A 24,398-nucleotide genomic window follows, 5' to 3' on the forward strand; every position below is an offset into this window, starting at 1 on the left:
GTCGTCAGCCCAATAGCGAGGTCAGGCCGCCCCGCCCAGAGCCTTCACCAGCGCGACGCTGGCGCGCATCCGCTGGGTCTGCGCGATCAGCACCGCGCGCTGGGCGTCAAGCGCATCGGTCTGGGCGGTTACCACCTCCAGATAGTCCGACGCACCGTCGCGATAGCGGGTCAGCGCCAGATCGCTGGTGCGCTGGGCGGCATCGGCGGCGCTGCGCTGGTGGCCGATCTGGTCGGACAGGTGATGATTGGCGGCAACCGCATCCTCGACCTGGCGGAAGGCGGTGAGGACCGTGTCGCGATAGCCGGCGGCCAGTTCCTCATACTCCGCGCGCGACATCTTCACCTGTGCGCGGCGCTTGCCGCCGTCGAACAGGTTGAGCAGCGCCGATGCCGGGCCCAGGCCCCAGAAGCTGTTGGGCGTGCTGAACAGGTCGCCATGGGTGGTTTCCCACCCGCCGGTCAGGCCCAGCGTCAGCGTCGGGAAGAAGGCCGCCTTGGCGACGCCGATGCGCGCATTGGCGGCGAACATGCGCCGTTCGGCCGCCGCGATGTCGGGCCGGCGCTCCAGCAGTTGCGAGGGCGCGCCAGTCGGCACGTCTAGCGCGGCGAGCGGCTGGGTGCGCGCGGCGATGCTGAAGTCCGACGCGATCGCGCCGACCAGCGCTGCGATCTCATGCTCGGTCGCGGCGCGCTCGTTGGCGATGGCGGAGATGTCCGCCTTCGCATTGTCCAGCACCGTCTTGGCGCGATTGACGTCGATGCCCGACGACACGCCGCCCTTGTGGCGCCGGTCGGTCAGGTCATAGGCCTTGCCAAAGGCTTCGACCGTCTGGTGCAGCAGTTCCGCCTGCGCATCGAGCCCGCGCAGCCGCGCATAGGCGTCGGCGACGGCGGCTTGCAGGCTGAGCCGGGCGGAGGCGAGGTCGGCATTGCTGGCGTCGGCATCGGCCCGCGCCGCCTTCACGCTGTTGCGGATGCGGCCCCACAGGTCGAGTTCATAGTCGAGGCTGCCGCCCACCACATAGTCATTATAGGTGACGGCGTTGCCATTGCCCTGGAAGCGGTTGCCCGACACGCGGCGGCGGCCGGCATCGGCGCCGGCACTGATCTGCGGGAACAGGTCGGCATTTTCCACCCGCGCGGCGGCGCGCGCCTGGTCATAGCGGGCCAGCGCAGCCGCCAAAGTCGGGCTGGCCTGCTCGGCGCGGGTTTCCAGGTCATTGAGGACGGGATCGTTGAACGCCTCCCACCAATTGCCGCGCGGCGTCGCGTCGGCCGGCTGGGCGGCGGTCCAGCCCGCCACTTCCTTGTAGGTGGCGGGGGCGCTGGTCTGGGGCGGCTGATAGGTCGGCGCCATCGAGCAGCCGGCCAGCAAGGCCGCCGCCAATGTCACGCCCGCGCCGCCGATCCGGCGGTCAGCGCGCATGCGTCGCGCCCTTTCCGCCAGCGGGTGCCGAGGCCTGCACCTTCACCATGTCGCCGGTGCGGATCGCATCGGGCGGGGTGTCGACGATCCGGTCATTGGGGCTGAGACCGCTGGCGATCTGCACCGTGGCGCCCTCGTCGCGCGAAATGGCGACCGACTTCATAGTGACGCGATTGTCCGCACCCACCACGGCGACGCTGGGGCCGTTGTTGCTGTAGAGGATCGCGCTGCCCGGCAGGGTCATGCCATTGCCCTGGCCGGCGCCGACCTTGAAGCTGACCTGGGCGAAGGCGCCGGGCTTCAATGCGCCGTCGGGATTTTCCGCCTGCAACTGGACCAGCACCGCGCCCGACTGCGCATCGACTGCACCCGAACTGCTGGTCAGGGTCGCGTTGAAGCTGCGGCCGGGATATTCGGGCAGGGTCAGCGTCGCGCCCATGCCGGGACGCACCGAAGCCGAATAGCCCTGCGGCACGCGGACATAGATGCGCATGCGATGGACGTCGGACACGGTGAAGAGCGGCTGGGCGGCGGCATTGCCGGACACCACCAGCGCGCCGATCTGGGCCGAGCGGCTGGTGACGACGCCATCGAACGGCGCGGCGAGGCGGGTGAAGCCCTGCTGGGCCTTCAGCCGCTTGACGTTGGCGAGCGCCGCGTTGGAGACGGCAGTGCGGGCGGCGAGGTCGCCGGCCTTCTCGTCGGCCTCCTGCCGCGAGACGGCGTCCTGCGCCAGCATCGTGTTCCAGCGCTTCGATGTGGTTTCGGCGAGGCGCTGGTTGGCCAGCGCGGTCTGATAATCGGCCTGCGCGGCGGCGACCTGCTGGTCGAGATCGGGCGCGTCGAGGATGGCAAGCGGCTGGCCTGCGCGCACCCGGTCGCCGATATCGGCCAGCCAGCGGCGGACATAGCCATTGGTGCGGGCATAGATGGCGGCGCTGTTATAGGCCTGCACATTGCCGGGCAGGACCAGGTCGTTGCCCTCGCCATTCATCGTCGGCTTGACCACCGCGACGGTCGGCACCGATGCGTCGGCGGCGGTTTCGCGCAGTTCGTTGGTGGCGCTGATGCGCGAGGCGACGCCCACGCCGACCACGGCGAGCGCGACCACCGCCGCGCCGATGCCGATCTTCTTCAGCGTGCCGCTGTCGGGGCCGGCCTGCTCGGGATTTTCGATGCTGTTATGGTCAGACATGGCTCGGCTGCATTTCCATGTTGTTGGCCTTCGCAGCCTTGCGGCTATGGACGAAGGCGAAGACGGTGGGGACGAAGAAGAGGGTGGCGATGGTGGCGCAGATCAGGCCGCCGACGACGGCGCGGCCCAGCGGGGCATTTTGTTCGCCGCCTTCGCCCAGGCCGAGCGCCATGGGGCCCATGCCGATGATCATGGCGAGCGCGGTCATCAGCACCGGGCGGAAGCGGACCATGCCGGCCTCCAGCGCGGCCTTGGTCGCGTCGCCCAGTTCGGCGAGCCGTTCGCGGGCGAAGCTGACGACCAGGATCGAGTTGGCCGTCGCCACGCCCATGCACATGATCGCGCCGGTCAGCGCCGGCACCGACAAAGTGGTGCCGGTCATGAACAGCATCCAGATGATGCCGGCCAGCGCCGCGGGCAGGGCGGTGATGATGACGAACGGATCGACCCAGCTCTGGAAGTTGACGACGATCAGCAGGTAGATGAGCACGATCGCGCCGGCGAGGCCGAAGCCAAGGCCCGAGAAGGCGGTGTTCATCGTCGCATATTGGCCGCGAATGGTGATGGTGGCGCCCTTGGGCTCCTCCGCCTTCAGCGACTTGATCGCCCGGTCGATGTCGCCCGCCACCGCGCCCAGGTCACGGCCCTGCGTGGTCGCGAAGATGTCGAGCACCGGCGCGATATTATAGTGCGACACGACCGGCACGGTGTTGGAGCGGACGATGGTGGCCAGGCCGCCCAGCGGCTGAACCGCGCTGGCGCCCGCACCCGACACCGGGACGTTGGACAGGTCGCTCATGGAGCCGACCAGATATTCGGGTGCCTGCGCGACGACCGGATATTGCACGCCGTTCTGCGGGTTCACGAAGAAGACCGGCGCGGTCTGCGAGGTGCCGGCCAGCGAGCTGGCAAGGCTGGTGGTCACGTCGCGTTCGGTCAGGCCATATTGGCCGACGCGCGAGCGATCGACATCGACGTCCAGCTGCGGCGCACGGCCGGGCTGCTGGATGCGGGCGTCGGCCAGGCCCGGAATGGTCGTGATCTTCGCCAGCAGCTTCTGCGCATAGGCGCGGTTCGCCTCCGCATCCTTGCCCGCGATCTGGATGTCGATCGGCGCGGGCGCGCCGAAGTTCAGGATCTGACTGGTGATGTCGGCGGGCAGGAAGGCGAAGGTCGTGCCGGGGAAGCGGCGCGGCAGTTCGCGGCGCAGCTGCGAGACGAACTCGTCGGTGGGGCGATGGCCCTTGTTGAGCGCGATCAGCATGTCGCCGTCCTGCGGACCGATGGTGCCGCTATTATTGTAGACGGTGTTGATGGAGCTGACCGGCAGGCCGATATTGTCGGTGATCGATCCCAGCTGGTCGGCCGGGATGATCTTGCGCACTTCGCGTCCGATCTGGTCGAAGCGGGCGGCCGTATCCTCGATCCGGGCGCCGACCGGCACGCGGATATGCATGGCGATCTGACCGGAATCGACCGACGGGAAGAAGTTGCTGCCCAGGAACGGCAGCAGTCCGAAGGACAGGACGACAACCGCCATGAAGCCGATCAGGAAGGGCTTGCGGGCGCCCAGCGCGCGGTGAAGCATCCCGACATAGGATGTGCGGACCTTCTCGAACCGATATTCAAAACCGCGCTGGAAGCGGACGAGCGGGTTCCTGGACGTCGCGGTGCCGGCCAGATGCTCGTCCTCGTCGCCGACATGGTGCGGTTTCAGCAGATACATCGCCATGGTCGGCACCAGCGTGCGCGACAGGATGAAGGACGCGATCATCGCGAACACCACCGACAGCGCCATCGGCACGAACAGGAAGCCGGCGACGCCGGGCAGGAAGAACATCGGCACGAACACGATGCAGATGCAGAGCAGCGAGACGAAGGCCGGCGTCACGATCTGTGCTGCGCCGTCCAGGATCGCCTCGATCACGCCCTTGCCCTGTTCCAGGTGCCAGTTGATATTCTCGATCGTCACGGTCGCGTCGTCGACCAGGATGCCGACCGCCAGCGCGAGGCCGCCCAGCGTCATGACGTTGAGGGTCTGGCCGAACATCGCCAGCGCCGCGATCGCGGCCAGAATGGCGAGCGGGATCGACAGCGCGATGATGACGGTCGAGCGCCAGCTGCCCAGGAACAGCAGGATCATCAGCGAGGTGAGCGCTGCGGCGATCGCGCCTTCATGGATGACGCCCTCGACCGCGGCCTTCACGAACAGCGACTGATCGCCGATCGGCAGGATCTTGAGCGTGTCGGGCAGGGTAGCCGAAATCTTCGGCAGCGCCTGCTTCACCCCGTCGACGATGGCGAGGGTGGAGGTGCTGCCATTTTTGAGCACGGTCAGCAGCGCCGAACGGCTGCCTTCCACATGGACGATATTCTGCTGCGGACCGGCGCCGTCGCGGACATAGGCGACATCGCGCATATAGATGGTCGCGCCGTTCACCACCTTGACCGGCAGGTCGTTGAGCGCGGCGATCGATTCCGGCGCATTGTTCAGGCGGACGCTATATTGGGTCGCGCCAATCTTGACGAAGCCGGCCGGGTTGATCTGGTTCTGCGCGGCGATGGCGTTGCCGACATCCTGCGCCGACAGCCCCTTGGACTGGAGCGCCAGCGGATTGAGGTCGATCTGCACCTGGCGCTGCTTGCCGCCCGAGGGGAAGGGCATGGCGAGGCCGGGGATGGTCACCAGCTGCGGCCGGATCTGGTTCTGGCCAAGGTCGAACAATTGCTGTTCCGACAGGCCCTTGCCCGACAAAGCGAGCTGAAGGATCGGCACCGTCGACGCGCTATAGTTCAGGATCAGCGGCGGGGTCACGCCCGGCGGCATCTGGCGCAGCACGGTTTGCGAGATCGACGTCACCTGCGCGGTGGCGGTGCGGATGTCGGCGCCGGGCTGGAAATAGATCTTGATGACGCCAATGCCCTGCAGCGACTGGCTTTCAATATGTTCGATATCGTTGACCGTGGTGGTCAGCACCCGCTCATAGGGGCCGACGATGCGGCCCGACATGTCCTCGGGCGACAGGCCGGCATATTGGAAGGCGACAGCGATCACCGGAATGCGGATATTGGGGAACATGTCGACCGGGGTGCGCGCGGCGGACAGGATGCCCACGATCGCGATCAGGATCGCCATGACAATGAAGGTCAGCGGGCGATGCAGGGCAACCTTGACGATACCGATCATTCACGACTCCCGGCGCATCTCCCGGCGGAACGATGCCGGGGTGCGAAAATTTGGCGCCTCTCCAGAAGGAATGCCCTTATTTTACGGGTTCTGCAGCCGGGTTGCCAGAGCGGCATGGCGGCATGAGCCTATGAACGGCATTCATGAATGTGACGGCAATCCGCTGGTCGGCCGCAATATGGCACGCGCAGCGGGATCGGGGGCGAATCCGCGCACAATGCCATGGGACGATGAGGACCACCGCCACATCCGCGATGGGCCATGCGCCCTTGGACATTCTGCGTCTAATATATAATATGGCATAATCGATATTTCTAACGAATGGATCAATGGATCTCCGCCATCTCCGCTATTTCCTGACTGTTGCCGAGGAAATGCATTTCGGCCGGGCCGCACTGCGCCTGGGCATATCGCAACCGCCGCTCAGCCAGCAGATCAGGGCGCTGGAGGAGGAACTGGGCGTGCGCCTGTTCGACCGCACCAGCCGCCGCGTCCGCCTGACCGAAGCGGGGCGGCTGTTCGAGCCGGAGGCGCGGGCGACATTGGTGCAGGCGGATCGTGCCAGCCAGACCGCGCGTCGGGCGCAGCGTGGTGAGATCGGCCATCTGGGGCTGGGCTTCACCGCGTCCGGCCCGTTCGTGCCGCAGATCGCCAGCGCCCTCTATCGCTTTCGTCAGACCTATCCGCAGGTCGAATTGATCCTGCGCGAACAGGGGCGGGACGAGCAGATCGAGAATGTGCGCAACCATCAGCTCGACATCGGCCTGGTGCGCGACTTCCTGCCGCCGGTCCTGCCCGAGGACATGGTGTCGCACTGCCTGTTGACCGAGGATATGCTGCTGGCACTGCGCGACGATCATCCGCTGGCGCTGCGCAAGGAGGATCCCAGCATCACCGATCTCGCCGGCGAGCCGCTGGTCCTTTATGGCGCGCCCAATGGGGCGGGCTTTACCGAGCATTTCTTCGCCCAGTGCGAGGCGGCGGGGTTCGTGCCGCGGATCGCGCATGAGGCGCGCAGCCTGGCGACCTTGCTGGGGCTCGTTTCCGCCGGCTTCGGCCCGACCGTGATCGCGCGGTCGATGGCGCGGCTGCATGTCGACAATGTCGTCAACCGCCGCTTCACCTCGCCCGTCACCAGTTCGCTATGGATGATCCATCATCGCACCCTGTCGCCCCCGGCCGAGGCGTTCCGCGCGACCGTGCTGGAAGACAGCCCGGCGCGCTGACATGGCTCAGGGCGTCGGGGTGGCACCATCCTGCGCGAACCAGGGTTCGGCCAATTTGGCAGGCGTCGGCCAGATTTCATCCAGCGTGGCGGGATCGTAAAGCCGGCCATTCTTCATCACCGCGCCGATCTTCTGCGCATTGGCGATGTCGGCCAGCGGATCGGCGTCCAGGATCAGCAGGTCGGCAAACTTGCCCGGCTCCAGGCTGCCGACATCGTCGCTATGGCCGATCACCTCGGCCGACCCGATCGTCGCGGCCTTCAGCGCCTCCATCGGCGTTGCGCCGCCAGCGGCAAAGGCCTGCAATTCCCACTGATAGCCCAGCCCCTGGATCTCGCCATGGCTGCCAAGGCCGACGAGGCCGCCGGCGCGCTGGATCTTCACCGCGTCGGCCGCGATCTGCTGCCAGCTCTGCGCTTCGGGCGGCATCCAGTGGCGGTTGCGCAGCTTGTCGCTGACGATGCCGGCCGGCACGAAATGGGTCCATTTCGCGTCGTCCTGCGGGCGCTTGTTGATGATGAAGTCGAACAGCGCCGGGGTGGTGCCATAGGCGACCAGGATGGTCGGCGTGTAGCTGGTGCGGCTCTGCGCGAACAGGCGGACGATATCCTCGCGCAGCGGCGACACCGGGATGCTGTGCTCATTGCCGGAAAAGCCGTCGATCGCGTGGGTCAGGTTCAGCACCATGTCGCTCGCGCCCTCGGTCGTGGGCATCATGCCCAGTTCCGCCGCCGCCTCGACCATATATTGGCGCTGGGCGCGGTCGCCGATCATGTAGCTCTTGATGTTGCGGGTGCGATAATGGTCGCGATAGCGGGTGAGGACGTCGACCGCATCCTGCTTGCTGTGGATTTCCGCGTTCACGAACACGCCCGGCCCGGTCGACCAGGCGCGCGGCCCCCGCATCATGCCGGCATCGATCATGTCCTTATAGGCGAAGATGTCGGTGGTGAAGGGCTGCGGGTCGAGCGCCGACGTGACACCGAAGGCGAGGTTGGCGGCAAAGTCCCAATGGCCGCGTTCCTGGATGCCGCGTCGTATCTCGAACCAGTGGGCATGGGTGTCGACGAAGCCGGGGACGATATATTTGCCGCCGACATCGCGGATCGTCGCGCCCTGCGGCACGGCGATCGATCCGCTGGCGCCGACCGCAACGATGCGATTGTCGGTGATGACGATGTCGGCATTGCGGATCACATCCTGCCCGCCGGCCATCGGCATGACGGTCGCGCCGCGCAGCACGACGCTGCCGCGGGGCACATCGCGCGGCAGCTCGACCGGCAGGGCGAAGCTTTGCGCCGCCGTCTCGGCCGCGCCCGGCGCCGCGTTCAATGCCTGATCGATCGGCAAGCGGCGGAAGGTCGATCCGACCGACCAGGTGATGGTCGCGCCCTTGTCGGCCCAGTCGATGAAGTCGGCGCCGACCCGTGTCAGCTTGCGTCGCGCCACCGCCGGCGTGTCGAGATTGACGGTCGCCGGCTCGCCGCCATTGGCCGGCGGGATATCCACCAGATAGGCCTGGCTGAACGACTTGATGAGCGCGCGGCTGCCGTCCGGGCTGATCCGCACATCCTCGACCGGCGCTGGACCGGGGAAATATTGGCCCAGGCCATGGGCCAGCACGCGCAGCAGCGGCTGCGGATCGCCCCCAGCCAGCGGCACCGAGGACAGGCCGCCCGCGCCATAGAAATAGAGGGTGTCACTTTCGCTGCCGAACTGCGGCTGGCGCGCGCCCATGGCATGGGTGATCAGCCGCGCCGCGCCGCCGCCGACGGGCATGTGGATGATGTCGGTCGGGCGCGCGGGATCGATCTCCGACGCGGTGCGCAGCCGGTCATATTGGTTCGCGCGCAACGCCACCACGCCCTTGCCGTCGGGGGTGAAGACGGGCTGGCTGTAATAGGCCGGGACCTGCGTCAGCCGGCGCGGCGTGCCGCCCGTCGCCGGGATCGTCCAGACATGGCCGCCCTCCTTGGCGGTCCAGCTGACATAGGCGATGCTCTTGCCATCGGGCGACCAGCTCGGCTGGAAGGCATCGGCCGCGACAATGCGTCTGGGTGTCATGTTCGCTGTCAGCTTCTGGACATAGAGGCCGCCCAGAGCGGTGAAGACAACGCTGCCGCCATCGGGCGACTGGCGCGGCGCCTGCACCACGCGGACGCGGACCGGGCCGGTCTCTTCCGTCTGCCGCACGCGGGTCAGCGGGCCGAGGCCCAGTTGCACCGGCGCGGTGAAGGGGATGTCGCTGATCGCGCCCGACGCAATGTCGAGCCGCCTGATCCCGCCGCCGACGCTCATCAGCATCGCCTTGTCGCCCGGCATGAAGCTGAAGCGCGGCAGCAGGTCGGCATAATAGCCGCCATCCTGGCCGTCCCGGTCGATCGGGAAGGCGATCCATTTGTCCTCGCCGGTCTCCAGATTGCGCAGGCGCAGGCCATCCTTCTGACCCTGCCGGCTGGCATAGGCGATCAGCTTGCCGTCATGCGACAGCGCCGGGCGCATGGCCCCGCCGGCCGACTGGATGATCGTCTCGTCCTGTCCGCTCTTGAGGTCGCGGCGCGCGATCGACCAGTTGGGCAGGTCATTCTCGGTCCAGGTATGGCCGCGCTTGGTCGCATAATAGAGATAGCGGCCATCGGGCGTCGCGACCGCGCCCATGGCATTCATCTTCGCGTCCCAATTGTCGGGCGATCCCGCCTTGGTGATCTGGATGCCGCTGCCGCCGTCACGGTCATACATGAACAGCTCGAACGCCAGGATCGAATGGACCGTGCGCGAGACATAGACAGAGCGACCGTCGGGCGACCAGGCCGGCGAGGAATAGATGGCGAGCGACTGGTCCTGCGACAGCTGTTTTAGGCCGGTGCCATCGACATTGGCGATCCAGAGATTGGTGACGCCCGACCGGTCGGAGAGGAAGGCGAACTGCTTGCCATCGGGCGAGAAGACCGGGTTGCGCTCGAACGCCATGCCGGTCAGCAGCGGCCGTGCCGCGCCGCCGCCGGCGTCCAGCGCATAGATGTCGCCCAGCAGGTCGAACAGGATCGTCCGGCCATCGGGCGACATGTCCGGCTGCATCCAGGTTGCCTCATGCGCGTCATAGCGCAGCGTCCGCGTGGGCGTCAGGCTCAGCCCGCTCTTGTCCTGCGCCAGCGCGGGATGGGCACAAAGCAGGGACGCACCCAGCAGCAGGGAGGCAAGAGAACGCATTGCGGCCTTTCGGTCAGAAGCTAGGAAGGCAGATAGGGAACGGGGCCGCAGCCTTGCGGATGCGGCCCCGTTCTTCAAGGCGGTTAGAGGCTCCAGTCGGCGCGCAGGCCGATGGTGCGCGGCCGGATGATCGAGCCCTGCGGCGTCGCCGCATCGTTCGCGAACGGCGCGTTCAGCACGCCATATTTGTCGAACACATTGTTGGCGAAGGCCATCAGCCGGACCTTCTCGCCCAGGCTGACCGAGGCGCGCAGGTCGAACACGTTGAAATCGCCACGGCGCGAGACATCGTCGAAGCTGGTCGGCGCCGACGATAGGTAGCGATGGGCAATGTCGAAGCTGGGCGCGCCGGTCACATCGGCGAAGCTGAGCGTCAGATTATTGGCGATCGACCATTTGGACGAACCCGGCAGCGTCGTGCCCTTGGCATAGCCGCCCAGCCCGGCGACGTCGAACGGATAGGGCAGGAATTCGGTCAGCTCCGCATCCTGCCAGGTGACGTTGGTGGTGAAGTGGACGATCTTGTTGAAATTCACCGTGCCGGAAAATTCCACGCCGTTGACGCGCGCGCCACCGGCATTGACGACATAGGAATAATAGGAGGGCGCCGGGCCGAACAGACGCGCCTGGATATTGTTCCAGTCGAGGTGGAAGCCGGTCAGGTCGATGGCGAAGCGGCCGTCGGGGGTCTGCGCCTTCACGCCGATTTCGTAATTCTTGACCTTGTCGCTCTCATAGGCTTCCGGAATGCTGGGCAGCAGGCCGGCATTGGGGTTGATGCCGCCGACGCGATAGCCCTGCGAATAGGTGGCATAGACCATGACATCCTTCGACGGGCGCCAGGCGATCGTCGCCTTGGGCAGGAAGCCGTCTTCCTTCTGGTTGACGCTGCCGCTGCTGTCGGTCGGCGTATAGCCGCCTTCATAGCCGCCCAGCGCGCCGGCCTGGTTCAGTACGTCGGCCTTGGCGGTGGTGTCATAATAACGACCGCCCAGCGTGATCTCGATCTGCTCCACCGGCTTGTAGGACAGTTCGCCGAACACGCCGAAATCCTCGTTCGTGCTCTTGGTGAAATAGCCATAGAGGCGGTCGCCCGGCGTCAGCTGCGCGCCGGAATAGCCGCCGAACAGGTCGGGATTGGCGTCGATATAGTCGGCGGCACCGGCCTGGAAGATCTGGTCATAGCTGTTCTTCTTGGCCTGCAGGTAGCTGACGCCGACCAGCCATTTGAACGGACCGTCGCCGGCCGAGGCGAGGCGGGCCTCCACCGTCTTGATGAGCGCGTCGGCCTCGCCCAGCGAATAGGCGGCGCCGTCGCCGGTGGTGACGCCGGTCACATAGGCATAGGGGTAGGAGAAGATGGTGGTGTTGGTCTTCTTGGTGATCGACCCCAGCACCGTCAGATTGGCGATGTCGCTGACTTCCTGGTCCAGCCGCAGGCTGTTCATCCAGAATTTCGTCTTCTGGGTTTCGGCGCGCGGCAGGTTACGGACATAGGGGTTTGGCAGGTCGAGATAGGTCTGGTCGTCCAGCTTGCTGTCCTGCCAGCTCGACAGATAGGTGACCTTGGTGGTCTCGCCCAGATTGGCGACGATCGATCCGCGCAGGCCGCGGGTGCGATAATCGTTCGAGCCATTCACGCCGATGCCGGGATTGTCAAGATAGCCCGCGTCCGACCGCTGCAGCGCGACCAGGCGCAGCGCCAGCTGGTCGGCGACCAGCGGGATGTTGATCATCGCCTTGGCGGCATAATTGAGTTCGCCCGAGGCATTCTTGGTAGTACCGATCAGGCCCGATGCGGCGGCGTCGACCTTGGACGGATCGGCGACATTGGCGACATAGTTGACGAGGCCGCCCAGGGTCGAGGAACCGAACAGCGTGCCCTGCGGCCCGCGCAGCACTTCCACGCGCTGCAGGTCGAACGTGTCAACGTCGGGGATGCCGATCGGGAAGCCCGGCTCCACCACCGGCACTTCGTTGAGATAATAGCCGACCGTGGTCTGGCCCTGCTCATGATAGGTGGTGGCGGCGACGCCGCGGATCACGACTTCGGAAATGCCGGGCTGATAATCGTTGAACACGACGCCGGGCAGGCGGACGATATAGTCCGACAGGCTGTTGGCGTTCATCTTCTTGAGCTGCTCGCCGGTGACGGCGCTGATCGGCAGCGCGACCTGGCGGATATCCTCGTCGCGCTTGCCGGCGGTGACGATGATCGTCTCGCTGTCGCTGGCGGCCGGGGCCTGGGCAAGGGCGGTGCCGGACAAGATGGTCGCGGCCGCGATGGCGGTGAAACTCACAGTCTTGAGATGCGTCAGTCTGTTCATTGTCATTCCCCTTATGATGTGAGAACCGGCCTTGTTCCGGCCGGCTTTCTCCCTTGCTCGGTTGTTAGATGTCGCTCCCTTCGCCAAAGCGCTGGCGACCGCCGACGATCGTGCGCAACACCTTGGTCGCGCCGATCCTGGCCGGATCGATCGCGAACAGATCGGCGTCCAGCACCGCGAAATCGGCCAGCATGCCGGGCTTCAGCAGGCCCATCCGGTCGTCGCTGAAACCGGCAAAGGCGTTGGTCGCGGTATAGGCGTGCAGCGCCTGGAGCATGCTGATCTTCTGCTGCGGCAGCCAGCCGCCGGGGTTGGCGCCGTCGATCGTCTGGCGCAGCACGGCGGCGGCGACCCCGGTCAGCGGATCGAGCGGCGCCACCGGCCAGTCCGATCCGAAGGCGACCTTCGCCCCGGCGTCGAGCAGCGACTTGAACGCATAGGTGCCCTTCAGCCGCTCGGCGCCGACACGCTGGATCGCCCAGCGTCCATCGTCGATCGCATGATAGGGCTGGACCGATGCGATGACCTGCTGCTGGGCGAAGCGCGGGATCGCGGCCGGCGCGAGATGCTGGGCATGTTCGATGCGGAAACGGCGGTCGCGCTTGCCATTCTTCGCGGCAGCGGCGGCAAAGATGTCCAGCGCCTCGTCATTCGCCTTGTCGCCGATGCCGTGGATGGTGATCTGCAGGCCCGCCGCGTCGGCATCATTGGTCCATTGCTGGACATCGGCGCGCTTGTGGATCGGGAAGCCTACATTGTCGGGCGCGTCGTCATAGGGGCGATAGAACATCGCCGTTCGCGATCCCAGCGACCCGTCATATTGCAGCTTCAGCCCACCCCAGCGGACCCAGTCGTCGCCGCGTCCTTCGGCATCGATCAGCGTCTTGAGCTTCGACCAGTCCTGCAACGGTACGAAGGAATAGAAGCGCATGTCGGTCTCGCCCTTGGCACGCAGGCGGCGCAGCGTGTCATGGGTGACCCAGTCCAGTTCGGTGGTGTGGACCTGGACCACGCCCTTGGACAGGCCATGGGCGATGCCCTGGCGCGCGGCATCCTCCTTGTCGGCGTCGGTCGGCGCGGGGATGGCGCGCTTGACCAGGTCCATCGCCGCATCCTTCAGGATGCCGGTCGGGTTGCCATCCTTGTCGCGCACGATCATGCCGCCGGCCACGTCGGGGGTGTTGCGGTCGATCCCGGCCAGTTTCAGCGCCAGCGAATTGAGCGCCAGCATGTGCAGGTCCAGCCGCTGCACCGCGACCGGGGTATTGGGCGTCACCGGGTCCATCCAGCTGCGGTCGGGCAATTCGCCGCCCCATAGTTCGGCGTCCCAGCTGCCGCCCTGCAACCATTGGCCGGGCTTCAGGCCCTTGGCCGCCTCGCCGACGATGCGGGCAAATTCCTGCGGGCTCTTCGCCTCGCGCAGATTGGGCTGGCTCAGCAGATAGGAGCCGGTGAGGAAATGGGTGTGGGCGTCGGTGAAGCCGGGCATGACGAAGGCGCCGCCCAGATCGATGACCCGCGTGCTCTTGCCCGACTGCGCCTTGACCGCCGCCGCACCGATCGCGGCGATGCGTCCACCGGCAAGGCCGATCGCAGACCGCTGCACGGGCATGCCTTCGCCGGTCCAGACCGTTGCGTTGACATAGGCGGTGTCCAGCACCTGTCCCTTCGCCCAAAGGCTGCTGCTCAATGCCAGTCCGGCCAGGCCGGTCGCACCCCCGGCCAGCATCTCGCGTCGGCTGAACATCATTGCTCTGCTCCCTTCCGGTTCGCGTCGTCGAGCCGGTCCTCATTGTAGATCTGCATCCAGTCGCGCAGCCCGCCGGGGGCCAGGCTGCCGACAATCTCGTTGATGCCCTGGCGGCTTTCGTCGCGGCCCAGCTTGAATCGGCCGTCGATCGCGCGGACATGGGCGCGAAAGCCGATGATATGCTTCATCATCGGTTCCAGCCGCGCGCCGGCATCGTCGATATGCCAGGGGGCGGCGCGGCCCGCCTCCATCCGGTCGGTCAGCGTCTCGATCGATTCGCGGGTGGCTTCCGGCAGAAGCTCGACATCGACGGTCAGCACCGCCATCGCATAGTTCCAGGTCGGCACCCAGGTCGGGTTCGACTGCATCTCGGGCGAGATATAGGCCTGCGGCCCGTTCACCAGTACGGTGGCGCGGGGCGCGGTGCGCAGTTGCGCCACTTGCGGGTTGGACAGGGCAAAATGGCCCAGCAGCGACACCAGCGCACCGTCCGCGTCGCATTCTGCCAGCAGCGGCAGCGGCGTAGCGCCGAAGCCGGCCTCGCTATGGGAAACGATCCAGCAGAGCGGATGGTCGCCGATCAGGGTGACGATGTCGTCCGGGGAGCGGGGCGCATATTTCATATGCATGACACTGCGCCGGCATTGGACCCGCCCGAAACATCCAATTCAGGAAAGTGAAGGGGTCCAAGTAAGGATCAGGGTTCGGCGCAGCGGCGCAGCGCCTGCAACACCTCTTTCGCCTCCTCCTCGGTCAGGCTGGCAAAGCCGATGCGCAGCCCCCGCTCGGCCCCTTCCTCGGCCGCATAGCTGTGCGAGGACGCAAAGCTGAGGCCGATCTCGGGTGCCCGCGCTTCCAGCCGGTCCAGCGCGGCCATGTCCTTGAACTGCAACCAGAAGGCGAGGCCGCCATCGGGCAGGCGATAGTCGATCAACCTGTCCATTTCGCTGTCAAGATTGCGCGCGAAGGCATCGCGCCGCCGGGCGTAGATCTGCGCCGTCTTGCGCACATGGCGGCGCACCTCGCCGCTCTCCAGCAGTTCGGCGGCGGCCTCCTCCGTCACGGTATTGCCCATGCCGTCGATCAGCGAGATCTGATAGGCCAGCGCGTCGACGACTTTGGGCGCAGCGGCGATATAGCCGATGCGCAGCGCCGGCACGAGCAGCTTGGACATCGACCCGGCATAGATCACCCGCGCCGGCGCGTAGCTCGCCATCGGCAGCAGCGGCTGCGCGCCGAAGTGAAACTCATGGTCATAATCATCCTCGATGATCCCGAACGCGAATTGCCGCGCCAGTTCCAGCAGGCGCAGCCGCCGCTCCGGCCGCATCGACACGGTGGTCGGGAATTGATGATGCGGCGTCACGAAGATGGCGCGGACGCGATGCTTGCGACAGGCCCGCTCGACATCGGCGACATCGACGCCATCCTCGTCCAGCCCGACCGTGACGATCTTGGCCCCACAGGCGCGGAAGGCGGCGACCGCCGGCTCATAGGTCAGCCGTTCGACCAGCACCGCATCGCCCGGCCGGATCAGGATGCGCGCGGTCAGGAACACGCCCATCTGGCTGCCGCGGGTGATGCAGATATTTTCCGCGCCGACCATCAGCCCGCGCTGGCGCCGCAACATGCTGGCGATCTCCTGCCGCAGCCGTGGCGACCCGCGCGGGTCGCGATAGTGAAGCGCATTGGCGCGCGAGGCCCCCTCCGCCGCCTTGCGATAGGCGCGGGCCAGCAGGTCGGCGGGGAAGAGGCGCCCGTCGGCGACGCCCTCGTCCAGCTTGCGCCATTTGCCCGCCGGGATGGCGATCAGCCGGTCGGGCGCGGCCAGGAACGGATATTCGGTTTCGTCCGGCTGGCGCGTGTCGGGGGCGATCGGCGGGGCAGGGGCATCGTCGCTGCTGGGCAGGGAGGTCGACACGATCGTGCCGCGCGTGCCTGCGCTCACCAGCCAGCCTTGCGCGATCAGTTCCTCATAGGCGGTGACGATGGTCTTGCGATTGACCTCCAGCGCGGCGGCGAGTTCCCGGCTGCTTGGCAGGAATTCGCCGGGCAACAGCCGGCCGCGCTCGATCTCGTGGATCAGCCCATGGGCGATCTGCATGTAGCGCGGGCTGTCCGGCGCGATCCGCACCCGTTCCTTGAGCGGCAGGGTCCAGGGGCGCAGCATCCGTGTGGCGATCAGCGCTGCGATGCCGCCAGGGCCATGTCGGCAAGGGCGATCGTCCCGAGCGGCCCGGCGCGGTCGCCCAGTGCCGGATGGGCGACATAGTCGTCCATCGATGCGATCGTCGCAGCCGCGCCATAGGCCGCCAGACTGGCGGTCAGTCGATCGCGGATCAATGGCATCAACTGGGGCTGGCCCATGGCGACCCCACCGCCGATCAGGATACGCTGGGGCAGGCTGGTCAGCGCCAGATTATGGCACATCGCCGCCAGTGCATGGGCGACGAACGACCATTGCGGATCATTGGCGGACACGTCGCGTCCGCGCTGGCCGGTCCGCGCCTCGATCGCGGGACCATTGGCCAGTCCCTCCAGGCAGTCGCGATGGAAGGGGCAATTGCCTGCAAAATCGTCTCCGGCAGCGCGCGGGACGCGCATATGCCCGGCCTCGCTATGGCCCAGTCCGCGCACGGGCATGCCGGACACGATGCTGCCCACGCCGATGCCGGTGCCGACCGTGACATAGGCCCAGCTGGTCAACCCCTGCGCCGCGCCCCAGCGCCCCTCGGCCAGCGCCGCACCATTGACATCGGTATCGACCATGAAGGGCCGTCCGGCCGCGAGGTGGGTGATGTCCGTTCCGCTCCAGCCCGGCTTGGGCGTGCTGACGATCGAGCCGAAACTGGCCGACGCCGGATCAAGATCAAGCGGTCCGAAGCTGCCAAGGCCCAGCGCGGCGAAATCCCATCCGGCCAATGTCGCGGCCACCGCCGACAGGGTCTCGGCGGGCGTGGTGGTCGGAATTTCCACCTGCGCCCGGATATCGTCCGGCCCGGTGCCCAGGATGCAGATGCACTTGGTGCCGCCCAGTTCTACGCCTGCCAGCATCGGTTCATGCTCCCCAGATCGTCTCGGCATAGGCCAGGAAATTACCGCCCAATATCTTCTCGATCCGGGCCGTCGAATAGCCTTTGGCGCGCAGCAGCCCAACGAGCTTGCGGAACTGGTCCGGGCCGCGCAGGTCGACGACGAAGGGATAGGTGTCGGGCCGTTCTCCCTTGGCGCTGATGCCGGCGGCCTGGCGTGCGGCGATTTCCTTGGCCAGCACCGCCTCATAGGCCTTGAGGTCGTCGATCTGCGTCACCGTGCCGTCGGTGCCGATGCCGACATGATCCTCGCCGCACAGCTTCACCGCATGGTCGATATGGGCGACGACATGTTCGGCGCGGGCATGGCCGGACAGATCAAGGAAGGGCATGAAATAGATGCCGATGAAGCCGCCGCGATCGGCGACCAGCTTCAATTCCGCGTCGGTCTTGTTGCGCGGCAGATTGGTGACCGCGCGGCAACCGGTATGGTTGATCGAGATCGGCTGTTTCGAGATACGGGCTGCCTCCAGGCAGGTCTGCTCGCCGCTATGCGACAGGTCGACCATCACCCGCTGCGCATTGCAGCGCGCGACAACCTCGCGCCCGAACGGGGTCAGGCCGCGATTGCCCGGCGCCATCGATCCGTCGCCCAACTGGTTGGCGGGGTTGTAGGTCAGCTGGAAGATGCGCACGCCCAGATTGGCGAAAATGTCGATCCGGCTCGCATCCTGGCCCATCATCGCGCCATTCTGGAATCCGTAGATCAGCCCGGTCTTGCCCTCCGCCTTGGCACGGCGAATGTCGGCGGCGGTCAGGATCTTCATCAGGTCGCGGCTATTGGCGCGCACCTGCGCATCGGTCTCTGCAACTTCGCGCACGCTCTGCTCGAACGGGTCGTCCGATCCGGAGACATAGCCGATGGTGATGTTGACGGCGGTCAAGCCGGACGCATGGGCTTCGGCCAGCACGCGCGGGCTGAACTGCGGCACGAGGGAATCGGCGGGCTGGTTGGGATCGCCCAGGCCACCGAGCGCATTGATGACGATCATGTCCTTGATCGGGTCGGCGTCGACGCCTGCCGCGCGGGCACTGCCGGCGGCCAGCATCGCGGCCGATACGCCCATGAAATTGCGCCGATCCAGCTTCATTCGTCGTCCCCCATTTCTTCCTTCGTCACCGGCACATAGGCGTTGCGGGCATAGGCTTTGCCGCGCTTCACCACCGTCTCGATCGTCTGGATATTGGCGATGTCGGCGACCGGATCGCTTTTCAGCACCACGAAATTGGCGAGCTTGCCCGGTTCGATCGAGCCCATATCCTTCGCCTGCCCCGCCGCCTGCGCGCCGACCAGCGTGGCGGACCGGATCACCTCGACCGGCGGCATGCCGACATTGCGGGCCAGGAAGAGCAGTTCCTCATGGACGGCAGGCCACGGATCCTCGGCCTCGCCAACGAAGTCGGTGCCGGTGGAGATGGGGACACCCATCTTCCACGCCTGACGGGTGAGGCGGGTAGTGAGGTCGCCGGTGCAGCGCAGCGGCTTCGCCTTGGGATCGGCCTTGCGCTTGGCCTCATATTTCACGAACAGCGCGCCGGTCGCGTCGAGGATCGTGCCCTGTTTCAGCATCGCGCGGAACAGATTGGCCATCACCGGATCATCATCGCCCGGCGCCAGCAGATTTTCATGCACCGGCGTCCGGTCCTCATACGCCGCCAGCATCACCGGCTCGCGCTGATAGGCGAGATAGCAGACATGGCTGATCGCATCCGGCCCGGCGGCGATCACGTCGGCCGGGCGGGTGGGGAAGACCGAACTATGCGCCCAGACCAGCATATGCTGGCGATGGGCGGCAGCAGTCACGGCTTTGACCTGGCGCGGAGTGAGGTCGGCATAGACCTTGATCGCGCTGGCCGATGTGCCACGCGCCAGGGTGATGGCTTCCTTGAGATCGGTCTTGTCGTCGATCGCCTGCATCCAAGGCGCGGTGCCCGGCGTCACCCCCTGGCTGGCGGCGGCGACGCGCGGATCGGCGAAGAAGGGCCGGCCGGCCATGATCGCGGCATAATAGATGTCGGGCGCGGGGATCTCCGCCATGCGCGCCTCGCGCGCCAGCTCGCCGACCGAGCGCAGATCGTCGGCCATGTCGCGCACCGCCGTCACCCCGCCATAGAGATTGCGGCGCAGCATCGCCCTGGCCTGCACGGCGTTGGGCGGGGTTGCCATATGGACATGGCTGTCGATCAGGCCGGGGATGACATAGCGGCCGGCCAGATCGACCGGCTTCGCGCCCGCGACATCGGCGGCGGACAGGCTGCCATGCGGCGCCAGCGCGACGATCCGGTCGCCGCGCACCAGCATGTCCTGATTGTCGCGCGGCGCCGCGCCGGTGCCGTCGATGATGGTCGCGCCGCTATAGAGCACCACGTCCTCCGCCGCTTTGGGCGGCTGGGCGAAAGCGGCGAAGGGCAGGGCGCAGGCGATCAGGGCGGCAAGGCGGGCGGTGTGCATCATCTATCCTTATTCGCCGGGCCGATAGGCGCGCACGGCATGGGCCTTTATGTCTTCGGGGTAGAAATAGACCGGGCGCAGTTCGCCCTTGGCATAGAGGTCGACCTGATCGGCGAAATGGGGCGAGTGGGGATCGCCGCTCTCGCCGCCGGCGCTGACCGCGCGGGCAACGACCTTGGGCCCGAACTCGACCGCCGCGACGAAGCTGTTGCCCTTGGTGCCATAATAGCGCTTCGTCCCCGGATAGCGCGCCGCGCCGAAGGCGGCGAGCGATCCCCATTGCGACGAGGCGAAGGGGATGGGCGTGCTGGGCTTGGCATCGTCGAACGTCTGGACGATCGCGCCGTCATTGCGCTGGTAGCGGTTGATCTCGCCCCAGGGCACGGCGATGCTGCCGAAATCGGCGGCCAGCCGCTCGACCGCCTCGCGCAGCGCCGCCAGCTTCTGCGCGTCGGTCGCGCGGGTCGCCATATAGTCGATGGTCGACAGGCCCGCTTCCTTGGCGGCCGGAGCCACCGCCTTCCACAGCGCCTCGCCCCAGAAGACGGCGAGCGAGGTCTGGGTCGAGGTCAGGCTCCATTTATAATCCCAACCGCGCAGGCTCTGCACCGCATCGGCCAGCGCCGGATCAGGCGCCTTGTCCTGCGCGGCGATCAGGCCCGGAACGAGCCGGGCAAAGCCGGTCAGATAGGGATCATAGGCGGCGCCGATCAGGCTATCGAGGGTGAAGTGCTCATTGGCCGACAGCACGATCTGCGCATGGGGACCGCGCGGATTCTCGCCGGCCTGGTCCATGTAGCGCGGAAAGGCCTCGCGCTTCGGGCTGTCCGCGCCGGCCGCCGTCCAGGGCCAGTTATTGGTGTTCATCGCCCAGCCGCCCTTCGGGTTTACTGCTTGGGGCAGGCTCGACAGGTCGTGCAGGCCGCGCCAGTCGGTCGCCGGGTCGCTGCCGTCGACCGGCTTCGTATAGTCGAAGCGATCGTCGCGGATCGGCACGAATTGCGGATGGAGATAGGCGATCTCGCCCTTGTCGTCGGCCAGCAGCGTATTGTTGCTGCTGTTCGCCTTATTCTCCGCGACCTTGAGGAAGCTCGCATAATCGCTGGTCTTGGTGCGCAGATAGCTCTGTTCCAGCGCCGGCACCGGCTTGTTCATCAGCGCGAAGGCGATCCACTTGTCGCCCTCGGTCCGGACGATCGGGCCATGATGGGTGGAGTAGCCGGTGAAGGCGCGCTGGGCGAGCTTGCCATCTGGCGTGCGGTAGGAAATGGCGATGGTCTTTTCCGTGACCGGGCGCAATTGCTTGCCATAGCGGTAGAAGAGACGATCGCCCTGGCGCACGATCGTTTCGGCAAATTCGTCGACATTGTCGATGCCGCTCGACGTGTGCATCCAGCCGATATGGCGGTTGAAGCCCTGGTAGATGAAGAATTGCCCCCAGGTGACGGCGCCATAGGCGTCCAGCCCCTCGTCGCTGCTCATCTGCAGTTCGGATCGGAAGAAGAAGCTGGTGTGCGGGTTGATCATCAGCAGCGCATGGCCGTCCTGCGTTCGGGATGGCGCGATGGCAAAGCCGTTCGACCCCTGCGGCTCGCGATAGGCGAGGCCCTGTTCCAGCATGGTGAGCGCCACCGGTTTCTTCTCGTAAAAGGCCTGGAGCTGGGTCAGCGGCACCCGCTCGATATCGCCGCCGATGCTGCCTTCGGTGAAGCTCAGTGCCATCCACGGCTCGAACCGGGTGATGACGCGCGGCTTCACCATCGGATGGGTGGAGAGATAATAATTCAGGCCATCGGCCCAGGCCTGCATCAGCTTCTTGAGCCAGGCCGGGCTGCGGGCATAGTCGGCCTGCAACCGGGCAGGATCGATGAACAGGCGCTGGCGCAGATCCTGCCAGATCGCCTTCTCACCCTCGGCTTCGGCGAGGCGGCCCAAGTTGACCAGATAATTGGTCTCGATCCGGTTGAAGTCGTCTTCGGCCTGGGCATAGACCATGCCGAACACGGCATCGGCATCGGTCGCGCCATGGACATGGGCTATGCCCCATTGGTCGCGGGTGATGGTGACCTTGGCCGGCGAAAGCGCGGTCGGCGATTGGGCAAGGGCAGGGCAGGCGGCAAGAGCGACCAATGCCCCCGCAAGGGAGGTGGCGCGCGGCAGGAATTTCGTCATAGAGAGGGGGAGTAATGAAGGGGGCGGGACGGCGCAAGCAGCCTCCCGTCAAGGGGGATGATATCGATGCACAGGCTTTTGATCCTGCTGGCCTTTCTGTTCGTCGCGCCGATGCCGGCCGTGGCGGAAGAAGCTGCGCCGACGCTCTATCTGCTGCGCCCCGATGCCGTGTTCGACGGCGCGGCGTCGCATCGCGGATGGGCGGTGCTGGTGCGTGGCAACCGGATCGAGGTGGCGGGACCGGGGATCGTGGTGCCGGCCGGAGCGACCGTCATCGACCTGCCCGGCAAGACCCTGCTCCCCGGCCTGATCGAGGGCCATTCGCACCTCTTCCTGCACCCCTATAACGAGACGAGCTGGGACGATCAGGTGCTGCATGAGCCGCTGGCGCTGCGCACCGCGCGGGCCACGGTGTCGGCGCGAGCGACGCTGATGGCGGGCTTCACCACCGTGCGCGATCTGGGCACGGAAGGGGCTGGCTATGCCGATGTCGGCCTCAAGCAGGCGATCGATCAGGGCATCATCGCCGGGCCGCGCATGCTGGTCGCGACCCGTGCGCTGGTGGCGCCGGGCGCCTACGGCCCGCGCGGGTTCGAGCCGGGCGTCGTCGTGCCGCTGGGCGCGGAGGAGGCCGGCGGCCCCGATCTGGTGACGGCGGTGCGGCGACAGATCGCGGCCGGCGCCGATGTCGTGAAACTCTATGCCGATTATCGCTGGGGCAAGGGCGAGCCGAGCCGCCCGACCTTCACTCAGGCGGAAATGGCCGCAGCGGTCGAGGCGGCGCATAGTGCCGGCCGTAAGGTCGCGGCTCATGCCGCCACTGACGAGGGGATGCGCCGGGCGATCCTGGCCGGGGTCGACACGATCGAGCATGGCTATGAGGGCAGCGCCGCGACCTTCGCGCTGATGAAGGCGCACAATGTCGGCTATTGCCCGACCCTGGCGGCGTCCGATGCCACCGCGCGCTATCGTGGCTGGACCGGGGCGGAACCGGCGCCGGCGGCGGTGACGCAGGCGCGCCAGGCGCTGGATCGCGCGCGGGCGGCGGGCGTCGCCATCTGCCTGGGCGGCGATGTCGGCGTGTTTGCCCATGGCGACAATGCCCGCGAGGCGGAGTTGATGGCGGCCGCCGGCATGGCGTCCCGCGACGTGCTGATTGCGGCGACCAGCGGCAATGCGACACTGTTCGGCATCGCCGACCGGCTGGGCGCGGTGAAGCCGGGCCTGCTCGCCGATCTGGTCGCGGTCGAGGGCGATCCGACCCGCAGCATCGGCGCGCTGCGCCAGGTCGGCTTCGTGATGAAGGACGGCGTCATCTACAAGGGGCCGGGCGCGCAGCCATGAACCAGGGCGATCGCGCGTTCCTGGGCCATCCGCGGGGCCTCGCCTATCTGCTGTTCACCGAAGCGTGGGAGCGTTTTTCCTATTATGGCATGCAGTCGCTGCTGGCCCTCTATCTGGTCAAGCATCTGCTGCAGCCGGGGCAGGCCGACGGCCTGCTCTTCTTCGATGCCTTTCGCCAGCTTTATGGCGGGCTGGACGGCCAGCCGCTCGCCTCCGCCATTGTCGGCACCTATTTCGCCAGCGTCTATGTGACGCCGATCCTGGGAGGGCTGGTCGCGGACCGACTGCTGGGCCGGCATCGCACGGTGCTGCTGGGCGCATTGACGATGATGGCGGGCCATTTCCTGATGGCGGTCCAGGCCGCCTTCCTGCCCGCGCTCGGCTTGCTGGTGCTGGGCAGCGGCCTGTTCAAGGGCAATCTCGCCAGCCAGATCGGCGCGCTCTATGGTCGTGACGATCCGCGCCGCGACGGCGCGTTCCAGCTTTATTATCTGGGCATCAATATCGGCCTGATCGCCGCGCCGCTGGTGATCGGCACGCTGGCGGAAACGCGCGGCTGGCATGTCGGCTTTGCCGTCGCCGGCGTCGGCATGGCGATCGCCACGATCATCTACCTTGCCGGACGCAGGCATCTGCCGGTTGATGAGCGCGGATCACGATCGGAGCGGCGCATGCGCATGACCGGGCAGGATTTGCGCGGCCTGCTGGGCATCATCCTGCTGATCCCGCTGCTGGCGGTGGCGCTGTTGCCCAACAATCAGATATTCAACGCCTATCTGATCTGGGGCGACGCGCATCTGGAACTGACGTTGGGCGGGCTGCGCGTGCCGACGAGCTGGCTCATCACCCTCGATGCGGGGCTGGGCCTGACGATCCTTGCCGGCCTGCCTTTCGTCTATCGCCGCTATGCGCGCCATCGGCCCGAGCCCGGCGATCTTGCCAAGCTGACGATCGGGTCGCTCTTTGCGACCGGGGGCATGCTCTGCCTGGCACTGGGATCGGCGCTGGCGGGGGC

15 protein-coding genes are annotated in these 24,398 nt (G+C 66.7%); 3 read left to right on the plus strand and 12 right to left on the minus strand.

The window, feature by feature from the left end:
* Positions 1-21: 21 nt before the first annotated feature.
* The 3 genes from CG471_RS16165 to CG471_RS16175 are packed head-to-tail and all read right to left on the minus strand — an operon-like array spanning position 22 to position 5,810.
* A complete protein-coding gene (locus tag CG471_RS16165; RefSeq protein ID WP_099232485.1) occupies positions 22-1,428 on the minus strand; it encodes an efflux transporter outer membrane subunit in 1,407 nt (468 codons plus the stop codon).
* Positions 1,418-2,623 (minus strand): efflux RND transporter periplasmic adaptor subunit, encoded by a 1,206-nt coding sequence (locus tag CG471_RS16170; protein ID WP_099232486.1) that lies wholly within the window; start codon positions 2,621-2,623, stop codon positions 1,418-1,420. Before CG471_RS16170 ends, CG471_RS16165 begins: the two co-directional genes overlap by 11 nt.
* The gene (locus CG471_RS16175; protein WP_017500943.1) at positions 2,616-5,810 is read right to left on the minus strand and encodes an efflux RND transporter permease subunit; all 3,195 of its coding nucleotides are present in this window, start codon (positions 5,808-5,810) and stop codon (positions 2,616-2,618) included. The genes CG471_RS16170 and CG471_RS16175 overlap by 8 nt, the downstream gene beginning before the upstream one ends.
* A gap of 329 nt (positions 5,811-6,139) precedes the next feature.
* On the opposite strand from CG471_RS16175, the gene CG471_RS16180 reads away from it, so the two are divergent.
* Positions 6,140-7,036, plus strand: a complete 897-nt coding sequence (locus CG471_RS16180; protein WP_010339681.1) for a LysR substrate-binding domain-containing protein — start codon at positions 6,140-6,142, stop codon at positions 7,034-7,036.
* 6 nt (positions 7,037-7,042) lie between these two features.
* Here CG471_RS16180 and CG471_RS16185 read toward each other — a convergent pair whose 3' ends face one another.
* From CG471_RS16185 to CG471_RS16225, 9 genes are all read right to left on the minus strand, one after another.
* Positions 7,043-10,246 carry an amidohydrolase family protein gene (locus CG471_RS16185; protein ID WP_099232487.1) on the minus strand — a complete coding sequence of 1,068 codons (3,204 nt, stop codon included), beginning with the start codon at positions 10,244-10,246 and terminating at the stop codon, positions 7,043-7,045.
* Positions 10,247-10,329: 83 nt separating this feature from the next.
* On the minus strand, positions 10,330-12,573 hold the full coding sequence (locus CG471_RS16190; protein ID WP_099232488.1) for a TonB-dependent receptor: 2,244 nt from the start codon (positions 12,571-12,573) through the stop codon (positions 10,330-10,332).
* 64 nt (positions 12,574-12,637) lie between these two features.
* Entirely contained in the window at positions 12,638-14,323 is a 1,686-nt protein-coding gene (locus CG471_RS16195) for an amidohydrolase (protein ID WP_099232489.1), read from the minus strand.
* Positions 14,320-14,952 (minus strand): FMN-binding negative transcriptional regulator, encoded by a 633-nt coding sequence (locus CG471_RS16200; RefSeq protein WP_099232490.1) that lies wholly within the window; start codon positions 14,950-14,952, stop codon positions 14,320-14,322. Before CG471_RS16200 ends, CG471_RS16195 begins: the two co-directional genes overlap by 4 nt.
* A gap of 68 nt (positions 14,953-15,020) precedes the next feature.
* Positions 15,021-16,493 (minus strand): PLP-dependent aminotransferase family protein, encoded by a 1,473-nt coding sequence (locus CG471_RS16205; protein WP_099232491.1) that lies wholly within the window; start codon positions 16,491-16,493, stop codon positions 15,021-15,023.
* 11 nt (positions 16,494-16,504) lie between these two features.
* Positions 16,505-17,377: an ROK family protein gene (locus tag CG471_RS16210; protein ID WP_099232492.1), complete on the minus strand. Its 873-nt coding sequence runs from the start codon at positions 17,375-17,377 to the stop codon at positions 16,505-16,507.
* Between the two features lie 4 nt (positions 17,378-17,381).
* Positions 17,382-18,506, minus strand: coding sequence for a dipeptidase (locus CG471_RS16215; protein ID WP_099232493.1), 1,125 nt, complete (start codon positions 18,504-18,506; stop codon positions 17,382-17,384).
* A complete protein-coding gene (locus CG471_RS16220; RefSeq protein WP_099232496.1) occupies positions 18,503-19,867 on the minus strand; it encodes an amidohydrolase family protein in 1,365 nt (454 codons plus the stop codon). Before CG471_RS16220 ends, CG471_RS16215 begins: the two co-directional genes overlap by 4 nt.
* 9 nt (positions 19,868-19,876) lie before the next feature.
* Entirely contained in the window at positions 19,877-22,039 is a 2,163-nt protein-coding gene (locus tag CG471_RS16225) for a penicillin acylase family protein (protein WP_099232494.1), read from the minus strand.
* Positions 22,040-22,105: 66 nt separating this feature from the next.
* On the opposite strand from CG471_RS16225, the gene CG471_RS16230 reads away from it, so the two are divergent.
* A complete protein-coding gene (locus CG471_RS16230; RefSeq protein WP_099232497.1) occupies positions 22,106-23,383 on the plus strand; it encodes an amidohydrolase family protein in 1,278 nt (425 codons plus the stop codon).
* The coding region (locus tag CG471_RS16235) for a peptide MFS transporter (protein ID WP_099232495.1) at positions 23,380-24,398 on the plus strand (1,019 nt) is incomplete at its 3' end. The genes CG471_RS16230 and CG471_RS16235, both read left to right, overlap by 4 nt.

The organism is Sphingobium sp. IP1 (genome assembly GCF_002708645.1).
Taxonomy (GTDB): Bacteria; Pseudomonadota; Alphaproteobacteria; order Sphingomonadales; family Sphingomonadaceae; genus Sphingobium; species Sphingobium yanoikuyae.